The organism is Brevibacterium sp. JSBI002, from assembly GCF_026013965.1.
Classification (GTDB): Bacteria; Actinomycetota; Actinomycetes; order Actinomycetales; family Brevibacteriaceae; genus Brevibacterium.
This window is the reverse complement of sequence record NZ_CP110341.1, coordinates 3,675,623-3,690,804: the sequence shown is the minus strand read 5'-3', so window position 1 is coordinate 3,690,804 and position 15,182 is coordinate 3,675,623. Positions and strand designations below refer to the sequence as shown.

Here is a 15,182-nt window from a genome sequence, read left to right as displayed (position 1 = left end):
TTTCGGTCGACTGATTTCAGTCGAGAGATGGAACACAGCGATGTGCACTCGACCGCACAGGCATTTAGGATTGTATACATTTCGTTTTGTATGCAATCCGCCATGACCCCGGACGCAGGAGCACCCGAACCGTGGACAACGAAGAATCGTCACCGCCGCCAGGACCCCGCCGACAGCGACGTCTCGCCGCGAAGTACCGCCGCCGGCGCACCTTCGTCGCCGTGGCTGCGGTCCTCATCATCGGTGCCCCCGTGACGATCGCGGTGGCGGTGCACAACCTCGGCGCGAATATCTCCTCCTCCCCGCTGCGCGCCCACGGCGGCGACGTTCCGGAGAAGCTGACCGACGAGACTAACGTCCTCGTCATCGGATCCGACACTCGCGATCTCGACTCGGCGAAGGGCGCCTCCGGTGACTCGGGTACAGGTGAAGGCGCGAACTCCGGGGCCGCCTCGGGGCAGGGATACGGCAGCGCCGAAGGGGCCCGCAGCGATGCGATGATCCTCGCCCACGTGTCCGCTGATGCCAGCCGCATCGACGCCGTGCAGATCCCACGTGACACGATCATGGACATTCCCGCCTGCGACGACACCGGCCACGGAGCCACAGAGGCCACACACGGAATGATCAACTCGGCCCTCAACGCCGGACCCGCCTGTTCGGTCTCCGCCGCCGAGGTGCTCACCGGAGTGCGCGTCGACCACTTCATCAACGTCGACTTCGACGGATTCTCAGCGATCGTCGACGCGCTCGACGGGATCAACGTCGACCTCGACGAACCTCTCAACGACCCGAAGGCGAACCTCGACTTGCCCGCCGGCCACCAGACCATCGGCGGCGGCGACGCCCTCGCTCTGGCCCGGACGCGGCACGCTGTGGGCGATGGCAGCGACATCTCACGAATGGGCAACCAGCAGATGGTCATGGGGGCCATCATCGACCGCGCCAAGAGCGGCCAGGTCCTCACCCGGCCCGACCGTCTGTACGGATTCCTCGACGGTGTGACCTCGACGATCGGCGTCGACGACGAACTCGACTCGATGCGTTCGCTGGCCTCCCTGGCCACGACGGTGGCTTCCGTGCGCGAGGACGACATCACCTTCGAGATCATGCCGTGGACACCCGCACCGGAAGATCCCAACCGGGTGGTCAAATCCGCCGAGGCGGACGCCGTGTTCACCGCCATCATCGACGACGAACCGATCACGGACCTCGGCAGGTGAGCATCGGGCACCCGCCGAGTTGATCCCCGTCGTGGCGGTTGTCAGCTCCGTTTCGGCCGCCCCGTCGTTCCGGACATCGGCCCCGTCATGTGACCTCCGTCCAGGCGATATTCATCCGCGGCTCCTAGACTGGACGGCATGTCTACGATCGAAATCACGCAAGACAACTTCGAGTCGACCATCAACGACAACGAGATCATCCTCCTCGACTTCTGGGCCGATTGGTGCGGCCCCTGCAAGCAGTTCGCCCCGGTCTTCGAGCAGGCCGCCGAGGCCAACCCTGACATCGTCTTCGGCAAGATCGACACCGAAGCCCAGCAGCAGCTGGCCGGACTCTTCGCGATCTCCTCGATCCCGACCCTCGTCGCCTTCCGCCAGGGCATCGTCGTCTTCGCCCAGCCCGGCGCGCTCGCCGCCCCGCAGCTCGAACAGGTCATCACCGCCGTCAAGGGACTCGACATGGACGAGGTCCGTGCCGAACTGGCCAAACAGGAAGCCGCCGCTGCCGCAGAGACCGACGGCGCGGACGGTGCCGACCCCGATTCGATCCCCGCCGACCCGGGCGTCGACAAGTGACCGCGACCAGCAGCAACGACCACACCCACTCGGACAGCCCCGGCGTACCCGATTCCGTGGCCGCCTGGGAAGAGCGCTACGCCGGGGCTGACGACGCCATCTGGTCCGGGAATCCGAACGAATCCCTCGTCGCCGTCGTCTCCGAGATGACCCCCGGCCGCGTCCTCGACGTCGGCTGCGGAGAAGGCGCCGACGTCGTCTGGATGGCCGAGAACGGCTGGGACGCCACCGGCATCGACCTGTCGACCACAGCCATCGACCGTGCCCTCGGGGCTGCCGAATCCCGCGGAATCTCCGCCGAATTCGCCGTCGCCGACGTCTCCACCTGGGAACCGGAAGACCCCGACCGCCGAGGCGGCTTCGACCTCGTCACCGGATCCTTCCTTCACACCCGGCTGCCCGATACTCGGGAAGAGCTGCTCACCCGCGTCGCCGCACACGTGGCACCGGGCGGCGCCCTCCTGCTCGTCTCCCATGCGACGATGCCGCCGTGGGCCGCCGAACACAGCGAGAAATTCGAACACGGCATGGACCACCACCATGAACTGGTCAGCCCGAACGGAGACTTCGCCCTCCTCATCGGCGCCAGCCCGCACCGCTGGGAGATCGAACTCGCCGACACCCGCTCCCGAGAGGTGACCTCCCCATCGGGCGAACCCGCCGAACTCGAGGACGCGATCCTCCTGGCCCGCCGGGTCTGAGCTGAGAGTTCCGAACCCGGAACCCAGCACCGAGGCGGCTGCGCGGTCGATCATGACCGCGCAGCCGCCTCGGCGAACCGCGCGATTCCCTGCCCCCTGAGATGGGGTCGAAAACCCGGTCTCACCTGGTGCATTTCCACCCCGTGAGGGGCTAAGGTGGTGCCATGGCTCGGTTCAGCTTCCTCGAGTGGCCGGTACTCCGGCAGCTGCGCACGTCGGATAAGACGGGACGCGGCGAATCCGTCGTGTCCCAGCAGACTCGGGACACCACTCCACGCACGGTCACGGCCGACAAGGTCGTCCAATCCGTGTGCCCGTACTGCGCCGTCGGCTGCGGGCAGAAGATCTTCGTCAAGGACGACAAGGTCGTGCAGATCGAAGGCGACCCGGACTCACCGATCTCTCGCGGCCGTCTGTGCCCGAAGGGCGCAGCCAGCGAACAGCTCGTCAACGCTCCCGGTCGTGTCACCGACGTCCTCTACAGAGCCCCGAAGGCCAAGGACTGGACGAAGATCGACCTGCCGACCGCGATCGACATGATCGCCGACCGGTTCATCGAGGCCCGCCGCAACCACTGGGAGGACTTCGACGACAAAGGCCACCCGCTGCGGCGGACGATGGGCATCGCCAGCCTCGGCGGGGCGACCATCGACAACGAGGAGAACTACCTCGCCAAGAAGCTCTACACCGCGGCCGGGGCGATACAGATCGAGAACCAGGCGCGTATTTGACACTCCGCCACCGTTCCCAGTTTGGGAACCTCGTTCGGGCGCGGCGGCGCCACACAACCCGTCCAGGATATGGCGAATGCGGACTGCATCATCATCCAGGGTTCCAATATGGCCGAGTGCCACCCCGTGGGTTTCCAATGGGTGACCGAGGCCAAGGCCCGTGGTGCCCGCATCATCCACGTCGATCCTCGTTTCACGCGCACCACCGCGATCGCCGATAAGCATGTGCCCATCCGGGCCGGCTCCGACATCGTGCTGCTCGGTGCGCTCATCAACCGTGTGCTGAGCGAGGGCCGCTACTTCGACGAGTACGTGCGCGCTTACACCAACGCCGCGAACCTCATCAGCGACGACTATGTCGACACCGAGGATCTCGACGGACTGTTCTCCGGGTTCGACCCGGACACGAACTCGTACGAGAACTCGACGTGGTCGTACCAGACCGATGAGCACGGTGCGCCACTCAAGGATCCGAGCCTGAAGGACCCGAAATCGGTCTTCCAGATCCTCCGCCGCCACTACTCGCGCTACACGCCGGAGATGGTCGAAGAGAACTGCGGAATCAAACCCGCAGACTTCGACTACCTCTACGAATCGGTGACCGAGAACTCGGGTCGGGAACGGACCACGTGCTTCGCCTACGCGGTTGGGTGGACCCAGCACAGCCTCGGCGCGCAATTCATCCGCACCGCCTCGATCCTCCAGCTCCTGCTGGGCAACATGGGTCGACCGGGCGGTGGAATCATGGCGCTGCGCGGGCACGCGACGATCCAGGGATCGACGGACATTCCCACCCTCTTCAACCTGCTGCCCGGCTACCTGCCGATGCCCAGCGCCGGGATCCACGACACCTTCGACGACTACGTTGCAGCCGTGGGCACCCCGGAGACCCATAAGGGCTACTGGGCCAACGGCCGCGCCTACGCCACCAACCTGCTCAAGGCTTGGTGGGGCGATGCGGCGACGGCAGACAATGACTTCGCCTTCGACTATCTGCCGCGCATCAACGGCGCCCACGGCACCTATCAGACCGCGGTGCGCATGCTCAACGACGGAGTCGACGGGTACTTCCTGCTTGGGCAGAACCCGGCCGTGGGCTCGGCCAACGGGCGCATGCAGCGCATGGCCATGAGCCACCTGAAGTGGATGGTCGTCCGCGACTTCAGCCTCATCGAATCGGCCACCTGGTGGAAGGACGGCCCCGAGATCGAGACCGGGGAGCTGAAGACCGAGGACATCGACACCGAGATGTTCTTCCTGCCCGCGGCCAACCATACGGAGAAGGCCGGTACCTTCACGCAGACTCAGCGTCTGGTGCAGTGGCGTCACAAGGCTGTCAACCCGCCGGGAGACGCACAGAGCGAGCTCGACTTCTTCTATGAGCTCGGCCAAGCCGTGCGCGAGAAGCTGAAAGACTCCGACGACCCCCGCGATCGTCCGCTGCTCGACATGACCTGGGACTACCCGGTCGACGAGGAGAACGAAGTCGACGCCGAGGCGGTCGTCAGGGAGATCAACGGCTACTTCATCGGCGGCGACCGCGACGGCGAGCCCTTGGACAACTTCAACCAGATGACCGACGACGGGACCACCGCCGGAGGCTGCTGGATCTACGCCGGCGTCTATGCCGGTGGTCAGAACATGGCCGCCCGCCGAAAACCGCTGGATGAGCAGGACGAGACCGCCGCCGAATGGGCGTGGGCCTGGCCGGCGAACCGTCGCATCCTGTACAACCGTGCCTCGGCCGCACCGGACGGTACTCCCTGGTCGGAGCGGAAGAAGTTCGTGTGGTGGGACGACGAGGCCGGGAAGTGGACGGGCAAGGACGTGCCCGACTTCCCGATCGACCGTGCACCCGCCGCCCGATCGAATATCGCCTACGGCGGGCCCGCCCACCTGGACGGCGACGATCCGTTCATCATGCAGGCCGACGGCAAGGGGTGGCTGTTCGCGCCCAGCGGCATGGTCGACGGTCCGATGCCCACGCACTACGAGCCGCAGGAATCGACGGTCGTCAACCCGCTGTATGCGCAGCAGAACAGCCCGACCCGGATGGTCATGCGCCGTGAAGACAACCTGTCCGCACCCGGTGCCGGGGTGCCCGGATCCGAGGTCTTCCCCTACGTGTTCACGACCTACCGGCTCACCGAGCACCACACCGCCGGAGGCATGTCCCGGTGGCTGCCGTACCTGTCGGAGCTGCAACCGGAGATGTTCTGCGAGATCTCACCGGAACTCGCCGCCGAGGTGGGACTCGAGCCCTACGGTTGGGCCACCCTGGTCTCCCCGCGGGCGGCCATCGAGGCCCGCGTCCTCGTGACGAAGCGGATGACTCCGCTGACCATCGGCGGGAAGACCGTCCACCAGATCGGCCTGCCCTACCACTGGGGCGTGGGCGGTCAGGGAGCCGTCGTCGAGGGCGATTCCGCCAACGACCTGCTGGGTGTGACGATGGACCCCAACGTCTACATCCAGAACAGCAAATACGTGGCCGGAACGATCATGCCCGGCCGCCGTCCCCGCGGACCCGAACTCGTCGACTTCGTCGAGAAGTACCAGCGAGAGGCCGGACTCAGTCCCGAATCCGGAAACCAGCAGGTCACCGTTCCCGCCGAGGATGTCGAGGCCTCACATCACGCCGGACAGGGCCGCAGCGCCGGTGGGCACGCTCACCGAGGCGGTGATTCGGCCGTCGGCGTCACCCCGGGCAGGACCCTGGACGGGGGACGGGATGGAGCCTCCGATCGGGACGGCACGACCGCCTCGGCGAGGGGATCCGGCGAGGGCGACACCGACGCCTCGGCGACGGTCGATAGTGCCGATGATCGCAGCGGTAGGATCACCATCGGACCCACCGAGGCGACCGAACCCGCCGAGACGGCCGTGTCGAACCGCGCCGACGACGGGGACCCCAGCGACGGCGACCCCGACCACGGCCGGCACGCCGACGGCAGTGCGATCGCCGAAACCGAGGTGGCCGAAGCGGAGGCTCGCGCCCGCGCGGCTCGGGATCGGCAGGCTGACGAAGCGCGCCAGCAGAACGAGGAGGAGGACGACTGATGTCGACACCGACGATCGATGACGACACGCTCGCGGACGGGCACTGGCACGATTCCGCGCACAGCCGCAAGGGATTCTTCACCGACACCTCGATCTGCATCGGCTGCAAGGCCTGCGAAGTCGCGTGCAAAGAGTGGAACCGCAACCCGCAGGACGGCACCTTCGAACTGCTCGGTTCGTCGTATGACAATACGGGCAGCGTCGGTGCGAACACGTGGCGTCACGTCGCTTTCGTCGAACAGGATTCCGAGCGCATCGAGAAGGCTCGGGAATCCGGGCGCAAGCTCGTCAATCTCGGCATGCCCACGATCCGCCCGCGCACCGATGAGTCTGCCGCCGCTCAGCCGCTGGACGGGGCCCTGGGTGCGGCGGCCGAGGGCCGGACCTCCGCCGGTCTGCCGACGACGCCTGAGCTCAACGTCGATCTGCTGGCACCGGGTGCTCTGGAGCCGACCGACCTGTCGAACGTCGACACGACGCCCCCGGACACCGCGGACTTCCGGTGGCTGATGTCGTCTGACGTGTGCAAACACTGCACGCACGCCGGCTGCCTCGACGTGTGCCCGACCGGCGCGCTCTTCCGCACCGAATTCGACACCGTCGTCGTCCAGAACGATGTCTGCAACGGCTGTGGAACCTGTGTGGCCGGCTGCCCCTTCGGCGTCATCGAACGCCGCGACGACGGCACGATCAACACCCCTACTGACCGGGATGATCGCAAGGCCGCGGACATGGATGTGCCGAACGCGGGTACCGCGAATAAGTGCACCCTCTGCTACGACCGCCTCGTCGAGGGTCAGGAACCAGCCTGCGCGCAGACCTGCCCGACTCAGTCGATCAAGTTCGGCGACCGTCAGGACATGGTCGACCAGGCGCACGACCGAGTGGCCGAACTCCACGCGAAGGGACTGACCGAGGCTCGCCTCTACGGGGCGAACCCGAACGACGGGGTCGGCGGCACCGGATCCGTGTTCCTCCTCCTCGACGAACCCGAGGTCTACGGCCTGCCGCCGGACCCGCGGGTCGCGACCAAGGACCTGCCGAAGATGTACGCCAACGCCGGGATCGCGGCGCTGGGCATGGTCGCCGCGGCCGGACTCGCGTTCCTTGGGAGCCGCCGTTCATGAGCACCTCAGAATTTGATTCCTACCGCCCACCCGAGCCGGAAGGCGGACGCAGAAAACGTCGCCGAGGCGGCCGTGGCGGTCGCGGCGGATCTGACGGTTCCGGTGGCCGTCGGGGCGGTCGCGGCGGCAACGGTCGCGGCGGCGGGTGGAAGAACCGCGGTGCCGACGGCAACCGGGAGATGCCCATGGTCGAGGACGTCGAGTTCACGTCCTACTACGGTCGAGCGATCGTCAAGGCCCCGCCGTGGGGCGATGAGATCGGGACGTACCTGTTCCTCGGCGGTCTGGCCGGCGGTTCGTCTCTGCTCGGCTTCGGCGCGCAGCTGACCGACCGGCCGGGTCTGCGCATCGCCTCCCGGATGACTGCGATAGCGGCCACCGGCATCGGCGGTGCCGCTCTCGTGGCCGACCTCGGCAGGCCCGAACGATTCCTCAATATGATGCGCGTGGTCAAAGTCTCGTCGCCGATGAGCCTGGGCACGTGGATCCTCTCCGGCTTCGGTGTCGGATCAGGAGTGACCTTCGCGATCGAACTCGACCGGATCACCGGTGAGAAGCTGCTGCCTCTGGGCCCGCTGCGCAAGGTGCTCCATGCGATGGAGACGCCGGCGGCCGTCGAATCCGCCTTCTTCGCCACTCCGCTAGCCGCATATACCGCTGTGCTTCTCGGGGCGACGGCCGTTCCGACCTGGAACGCTGCCGGTCGCAATGGTCTGCCGTATGTGTTCGTGTCCTCGGCTTCGATGGCCGCCGGAGGTGCCGCGATGGCATTGGCACCGGTGGCCGAGACCGGCCCGGCCCGACTGCTCGCGCTCACCGGCACCGCCGGAGAGGCTTATGCGATGTCGGCGATGAGGAAGCGCATGCACCCGGCCGAGGTCGATCCGTTGGACGACGGCGAGCCGGGACACAAGTTGCATCGGGCCGAGAAGCTGCTCATCGTCGGGGCCGTCGGTGCCGCCGCCGTCGAGGTGGGGGCGCGCGTGTTCGGGAAGAAACTGGCGTCTGGTGCCAGCTCCGGAACCTTGGGCAAACGGAGTTGGAAGACGCGTGCTGTTCTGCGCGGACTGTCCGTCGTCTCCGGTGCGGCACTCGCTGCCGCCTCGGCGTACACGCGTTTCGGCGTGTTGGAGGCCGGAATCGAATCGACGAAGGACCCGCGCCACGTGGTCGAACCGCAGCGCGCTCGCCTCGAGGAACGTCGGGCTCGCGGCATCACCGACGACTCCATCACCACCGGGCGCTAAACACTGATAGTGCCAACTTCTCACCGCCAGTGGGTACTTATACAGTTCCGTTGGCATCCCACACCGCTAGCGCCAAAACACCCCGGTGCTGCGAGGTGATTAGACGCTAACGGTGAGTGATACTCAGCCGGTTGGCAAACAGCCTTGCAATATCGCTCTCGTTCGATAGCGTGAGTATCCTATGAAGAAGTTGCTCAATGATCGCGAGAGCGTCAGGCTCGGTGTGTCGGTGGCGGTGGCCTTTCCGCTGGTCTACGTCCTAATGAATTTCCTTGGATGGAGCAATGGGATGTTCAGGTGGTGGCAGACACTGCTGTTCGGACTCGTCCAGGGGGTCATCTTCTGGTTCTGTATGGCCAGCTTCCGTCAATTCCGCGACGAGGACGTCACTCCCAAGTAGTCTGGCTCTCTTTGATCTTACGGACGGCGGCTTCGTAGGCGTCGTCAGGCATGTTGGTCATCTCGCGCATCTGCTGCAAGGCTTTGAGCTGTTCTTCCGGTGAAAGTGAAGAATCGATGTTGACCCTCGGTCGCTCGGCCCTTCGCTGAGCATCGGCCTTGCGCGCGGCCTCAAGATCCTCGGCGAAGGACTTGATCTCTTTGGCGTCTGTGTTCAGATATGCCAGTCGATAGGGTTGCTTCCCATCGCTGCCGCTGACGATGAGAGCGGTATCTGCATTCTGCAGGGTTCGGATTTCGACGGACTGGATTCCCCAGAACGGCATCTGCGCCCCAGTGATGGGATGAGGTTCCCCATTCTTCTGCTTTCCGTGTTTCCGAGTGAAAATGCTCAGGCCGTCGGGGAAGAGGACAGCAACTTGGTGGAGGCTCTCCTCGAGCTGAAAGGCGAGTGAAACTCGAGTCGGATCCGCACCTGCCGGAACCGCCTCCTTGTACAGAGCGATCTTCGTTTCATCAGGGACATCGTTTGCCTTGGTCAGCACCTCCAGCATGATTGGAGTCAGCTCAGGATCCGAACCAAATTTCTGTCGTATCTTCTCGGCCCGCTTGGCTCGCTGCTTGTCTGTTCGGCCAAAAATGAAGTCTTGAAGTCCCATACTCTGCACGCTAGCAAGGGCACTGAGACTACAAATGAAATCTAGCTTCGAATCTGCTCAGAACCCAGACCGTTCACAAACTCAGTCAGGCACCTGTCCAAACCAATTACCGCACGTGCACGCCAGACCCAGCAACGATCTCACCGATGACGGGGTGACCGGGCAGTTCACCGACGACGAGCAGCCCGCCGGAGGTCTGCGCGTCGGCCAGAAGGAGCAGATCGTCCTCGGTCACGGAATCATCCGCAGTCAGATGAGGCCGCACCCAGTCGAGGTTTCGCCTGGTTCCGCCGGACACGTACCCGTCAGCGATCGACTCATCGACACCGCCGAGGCGGGGTACCGCAGACGCATCGATGACCGCTCCGACCCCGGAGGCCCGCGCCATCTTGAACAGGTGCCCGAGCAGACCGAAACCGGTGACGTCGGTGGCTGCTCGCACTCCGGCCGCGACAGCGGCGCGTGAGGCTTCGTCGTTGAGCGCGGTCATCGTGGCGATGGCCTCCTCGGAGACCTCGCCGGTCTGCTTGTGCCGATTGTTGAGGATGCCCACGCCGATCGGCTTGGTCAATGTCAGGGGAAGACCCACCTCGGCGGCATCATTGCGCATGAGTTCATCCGGGTGGGCCACGCCGGTGACGGCCATGCCGTACTTCGGTTCGGGATCGTCGATCGAATGTCCGCCGGCAACGGGGCAGTTCGCCTGTGCCGCCACGTCGAGCCCGCCGCGAAGCACCTCGGTGAGCAGCTCCATCGGCAGCTTCTCCCGCGGCCACCCGACGAGGTTGATCGCCGTCACCGGGGTCCCGCCCATCGCGTAGATGTCGGAGAGCGCGTTGGCCGCCGCGATCCGACCCCAGTCGTAAGCATCGTCGACGACGGGAGTGAAGAAGTCCGCCGTCGAGAGCACCGCAAGGTCGTCACGGACCCGCACCGCCGAGGCATCATCACCGTCATCGAGGCCGACAAGGACGTCTGGACCGGACTGGCCGACTAGCCCGCGCACCGCGTCCTCGAGTTCACCCGGCGGGATCTTGCACGCACATCCTCCACCGTGGGCGAACGAGGTCAGACGATCCTGAATCGCAGTCATACTGCGAGACTAACACCGGCGGTCAAGGGCTTCGACGGACGCCCGATTCCATTCCGTCGCCGAGGCGTCCGTGCACCTCCGTACGGGCGCACGGCCGGTCGTTCGCCCGGGTCAGTGCCTCCCCGCCGGGCGGCCGGCCCGCCGGACGCGGGCCGCGCGGACGGCGATGATCCCGCCGATGACCAGCAACGCGCCGAGCAGTGCGGTGAGCAGAACCGGTCCGCCGGTGCGTGGCAGATCGCCACCCCCGTCGGGCGAACTGTCCCCGTCGGGCGATCCGTCCGCGTTTGCACCGTTTCCCGCCGAGGCACTCGACGATCCATCGTTCGAGACTCCCGAAGCGGAGCCATCGGAACCGGAGCCGTCCGAACCGCTTCCCGCCGAGGAATCCTCATCGGCACCGGCCGAGGCCTTGGTCGAGGCGCCGTCATCGTCCGACCCCTCCGATGAGCCGTCCTCAGCTCCCGCACTGTCGGCGGATCCGCCGCTGTCGGCCGATCCGTCGTCATCGCCGGGACCCGGAGGCGGTTCTTCCCCCGCGACCTCGATGGTGGTCTTCGCGGTCTTGCCGTTGACGGTGACCTCGAGGACCGCGGTTCCCGGGTTCTCCGCGGTGATCTGCCCCGTCGCCGGGTTGACGCGGACGACGTCGGAGGCCGCCTCGGGGGCACCGGACCCGGCCGACCGGGCACTGACCTGTGCGCCCGTCGCCTTCTGCATAGCCGCCTCGGCGCCGGAATCGACCACGACACCGTCGCCGCCCCATTGGGCGGTCGCCGGCCACCCGACGGGAACGGTGCGCTCACCCTGTGTGAAGGATGCCGCGACGTCCGCGGATTGTCCCGGGGCCAGGGAACCGGGTGCCTCGAGTGAGATCGAATCGACGCGCGGCTTCGTCTCCGCGGCCAGCCAGCACACCCGATCGGCCGTGCTCGGATCGTCACCGACGTCGCCGACGCCGGGATCGACGCCGAGCATCGTCCACCCGGTGAATCCGCCGGTCGCCGCGGTGCCGGCCGGATCCTTCCCGGAATTGCCGTTGATCAGGTAGCTCACACCCTCCACCGCGGACCCGTGGAATGCTCCTACGTGGCCGTTGACCACGGCCGCGGATTTCCCGCTGTCCTTGCGGAACTCTCCGAGCTTCTTCTCGAGTTCCTCGGCCTCCCGTCGGTCCCCGAGCTGGCTTGTCTTCGACGGCAGCGGATCCTGCGGGGGATGGTGGAAGAACACGGTGATGCCGGTCAGCTCGTCACTTTCGGCCACCTCGTCGAGGGCGTCTTCGAGCATGTTCAACTGCGAATCATCGCTGCCGTTGAGGGTCCCGTCCGAGGAATTCAGGGTCACGATCTTCGTCCGCCCCACGGTGCGCTCGCCGGTCGGGGAGCCGAAAGCGTGCTCGAAGTTTCCGATCTCCCCACCCATGATCTCGTGGTTGCCGGGCACGTAGATGTAGGGGATCGACTCATCCCACTCCTCGTCGAGGATCGTCTTCGCCAGCTCGAAATCCTCCGGAGAGGCCTCGTCGACGAGGTCGCCGTTGATGACGAGCAGGTCCGGCTTTTCGGCACGGATCTCCTTGAGCGTCCGCCTGGCACCCTTGACCGCTTCGAAGTCCGGGTCGGTGGCGACGAACTGGGCGTCGCTCATCACGGCGATGTTCTGCGGACGGTCAGCGACGGTCCCTGTCGTCAGCAGCGCCGGATCATGCCGCGCTGAGGTGGCCGGATCGTCGGTTTCAGGGGTGGAGATCGCTTGGAGGTCGGAGATCGAAATGTCCCCCGTGTACTTCTCGGCAGACCGGGTCTCCATCATCCGGATCCGTTCGAGGGTGAGCGGTTGGGAGAGCCCCTCGGGGACGGTGAAGCGGACCTTCTGCCACCCGTCGAAGGTGATGTGGTCGCCGTCGATGTTCGTCACCGTGCCGTCGGGAGTGCTCACCTGCAGCCTCGGCCAGGCCCCGGTGCCGTCGCCGCGGACCATCATCTCGAACGCCACCGTGTTGCCTTCCAGCTTCACCGGCTCCTTCGGAATGAGGTAGTAGCCGCGCGTCGCCGAGGAGGTGGAGAAGTCATACGTGAGATCGATGCTCGGCTTGCCATCAGGGCTGGGCTCACCTGCGGTGAATGAGCCGGTGGCCCGATCGTGGCCGTCGGTGAACGCCGAGGTGTCGGAGAAGTCGAGGACCTCGGTCGTTTCGGTGCCGACGGTCACCGGGATCGTCGTTGTCACGTCTCCGACGGTGAGCTTCACGTTCCCGGACGTCGATTCGTCGTCGTGGGAGCCCTTGCCTTTCCCAGCCGTCGACGAATCGGCGGAGACGACGAGTTCGCCGAGGCTGTCGGTGTCGACCCTCAGCCCTTCGTCGGCGTCGACGTCGATGTCGCCGGTTTCGATGAGAGAACGCCTGCCCTCGGAGTCGAAGCCGGTCAGGGACACCGTCTGCGAGTCCTGGGCGTCCTCGAGGTTGATGCTCCGCGCGCTCGGCCAGAGTCCGACCGGTTCGCCGAGCACATCGAGGTCCTGTCTCGCGGTGTGCCCGTCGACGGCATAGCTCACGCGACCCTTGCCGGTGGTCTCACCGGTCACATGGGCGTTCGACTCATCGGAGTCGGCGAGCTTCACTCCGCCGTCGGCGGAGAACGTTCCGGAGGAGGCGATCGGTTCGAGATTCTCACCGAGCCCGGTGCCCTTCATTGATCGGCTCAGCCCCTTGAGCACGGTGGTCTGTCCGTCGAGTTCGGGCTCGATCTGTGCATCGGCCAGTTGTTCTGCGGGAGCGTCGGAATAGAAGACGAGGGCATTGGCGACGGTGCGCTGCTTACCGTCGGACGGGTCGTTCTGCAGTGCCGGAGCATCTGCGCCGGCTGTGCGGGCGAGCATCGTCGTCGACCCGCCGCCGTCGAGGTTGACCGCGTTGTAGGCGCCGATGTCAGAGAAGAACTCGCCCATGTCCTCGAGACTCATGCCTCCCGAGGACTCGCTGCGTCCGTCGATGGTGGTGACGAACAGCTCCGAACCGTCCTTGCTGATGCCCACCGCGGTGCGCGGGTGTTCGGTGTCTTCGAGGTCGCCGGCGGGGAGGTCGGGAACCGAGCCGTCGGCCAGGATCTGGTGGCTGCCCGCGATCCCCATGTCGACATCCTCGCTCGGTCCGATCTCGACATCGACGTCGTCGCCGACTTCGAGTTCCGACAGCGTCTTCGCCCCGGCATCGCGGCCGAGCAGGACCTGTCCGTCTGCCGGGATTTCCGGGTCGCGCGCTTCGTCCACCATGCCCGAGGCTTCGGTGACTTCTCCGTCGACGACAGTGACGCGGGCGACCTCGGCGGCTATGTCATCGGGGCCGCCGACCGGACGGTCGAGCGTATGGTCTCCCCACGCCTCGTTGTACACACCGATGGTGTCGGGACTCAGCTCCGGGTTGTTCAATCCGCCGAGTTCCGTCTCCTGCCCGTCATGGGTCAGCGTTCCCGCCGCGGAGAGCATCGACACGGCTGCCTTCTTGCCCTCGAGCGTGAGCGCCGGTTTGGCCTCCTTCGAGCCGATGCGCATTCCCTCCCGAGACACCGAGGTGTAGATCGGTGCCCACGACTGGTTGATGTCGAAGAACGTGCCGTTGACGGCGGCCACGGCCTTCTTCCCCTCGGGTCCGCCCGCCATGATCTCGCTGGTGGTACCGGCGCCGGCGACCTTTCCCGTGTCGCGGACGTCCATCGACAGGGAGTCCGTGGTGAGGTCCGCGGTGAGCACATTGCCGTTGTTCCACCCGCCGTCCTCGAGACGGGAGAAGTTCGTCAGGTCGAGTCCCGGAGCCACGCGTTTGGTTTCGACGTCGCGCAGTGCCGACCCGTCTCTGCCGAGGTCGTCTTCGCTTGGTGCTGCAGCATGGGCCGGTGTGGAGGCGGGACCCGGAAGACCGGGAAGCGCACCCACGGGTGCGATGAGGGCGGCGAGAACTGCGAGAGTGGTGAGAATGGCTGGGACGAATGCGTCCGAGTGCCGTGGTCCCGCGGAGTTGGAATGGTGATGTGACCAGGCAGGATGAAGCGAAGAGGGCATGACGACCTTCTCGGGGTGATGGCTGGGAACCTTGTCACCTTAAGCCGCGCTCGGAGAAGCCTGAGCGAATGGTGAGTGAACTCAGTCGGAAGATCGGTACCGGCGCGCTCGATACTGGTTCGTTTGGTCAATCGAGCGCCGCCCCGGCAGCATCGGCCCTTCGCTTCACCTCGCTCACACCCGCGATAGGATGACCGATGGAGGCGTCCGTGTCCTGGTGGGCGCCCTGGTCTTCAAAACCAGTGAGACCGAGTATCTCGGTCTGGCGGGTTCGATTCCCGTCCGCCTCCGCCAACCGTTTCGC

The 15,182-nt window shown here is 65.9% G+C and carries 9 protein-coding genes, 1 tRNA gene and 1 pseudogene; 8 read left to right on the top strand and 3 right to left on the bottom strand.

Annotated elements, in window-relative coordinates:
* The first annotated feature begins 131 nt into the window (after positions 1-131).
* From LJ362_RS16610 to LJ362_RS16580, 7 genes and pseudogenes are all read left to right on the top strand, one after another.
* A complete protein-coding gene (locus LJ362_RS16610; protein WP_264800114.1) occupies positions 132-1,223 on the top strand; it encodes an LCP family protein in 1,092 nt (363 codons plus the stop codon).
* Positions 1,224-1,361: 138 nt separating this feature from the next.
* Positions 1,362-1,799 (top strand): thioredoxin, encoded by a 438-nt coding sequence (gene trxA / locus LJ362_RS16605; protein WP_264800113.1) that lies wholly within the window; start codon positions 1,362-1,364, stop codon positions 1,797-1,799.
* A complete protein-coding gene (locus LJ362_RS16600; RefSeq protein ID WP_264800112.1) occupies positions 1,796-2,500 on the top strand; it encodes a class I SAM-dependent methyltransferase in 705 nt (234 codons plus the stop codon). Before trxA ends, LJ362_RS16600 begins: the two co-directional genes overlap by 4 nt.
* Before the next feature lie 164 nt (positions 2,501-2,664).
* Positions 2,665-5,850: pseudogene (gene fdnG, locus LJ362_RS16595) on the top strand (formate dehydrogenase-N subunit alpha); the annotation flags it as partial.
* 440 nt (positions 5,851-6,290) lie between these two features.
* Positions 6,291-7,418, top strand: a complete 1,128-nt coding sequence (locus tag LJ362_RS16590) for a 4Fe-4S dicluster domain-containing protein (protein WP_264800111.1) — start codon at positions 6,291-6,293, stop codon at positions 7,416-7,418.
* Positions 7,415-8,665 (top strand): NrfD/PsrC family molybdoenzyme membrane anchor subunit, encoded by a 1,251-nt coding sequence (nrfD, locus tag LJ362_RS16585; protein WP_264800110.1) that lies wholly within the window; start codon positions 7,415-7,417, stop codon positions 8,663-8,665. The genes LJ362_RS16590 and nrfD overlap by 4 nt, the downstream gene beginning before the upstream one ends.
* Positions 8,666-8,846: 181 nt before the next feature.
* Complete coding sequence (locus tag LJ362_RS16580; protein WP_264800109.1) at positions 8,847-9,065, top strand: hypothetical protein; 219 nt, start codon at positions 8,847-8,849, stop codon at positions 9,063-9,065.
* On the opposite strand, the gene LJ362_RS16575 is transcribed toward LJ362_RS16580, so the two are convergent.
* The 3 genes from LJ362_RS16575 to LJ362_RS16565 form a co-directional block, all read right to left on the bottom strand.
* Positions 9,052-9,723, bottom strand: coding sequence for a hypothetical protein (locus tag LJ362_RS16575; RefSeq protein WP_264800108.1), 672 nt, complete (start codon positions 9,721-9,723; stop codon positions 9,052-9,054). The genes LJ362_RS16580 and LJ362_RS16575 overlap by 14 nt on opposite strands.
* 106 nt (positions 9,724-9,829) lie before the next feature.
* Positions 9,830-10,816, bottom strand: a complete 987-nt coding sequence (selD, locus tag LJ362_RS16570; RefSeq protein ID WP_264800107.1) for a selenide, water dikinase SelD — start codon at positions 10,814-10,816, stop codon at positions 9,830-9,832.
* A gap of 111 nt (positions 10,817-10,927) precedes the next feature.
* Positions 10,928-14,752 carry a phosphodiester glycosidase family protein gene (locus LJ362_RS16565; RefSeq protein ID WP_264800106.1) on the bottom strand — a complete coding sequence of 1,275 codons (3,825 nt, stop codon included), beginning with the start codon at positions 14,750-14,752 and terminating at the stop codon, positions 10,928-10,930.
* A gap of 325 nt (positions 14,753-15,077) precedes the next feature.
* Between LJ362_RS16565 and LJ362_RS16560 the strand changes: the two genes are divergently transcribed.
* Positions 15,078-15,172 (top strand) — tRNA-Sec (locus LJ362_RS16560).
* Positions 15,173-15,182 lie beyond the last annotated feature (10 nt).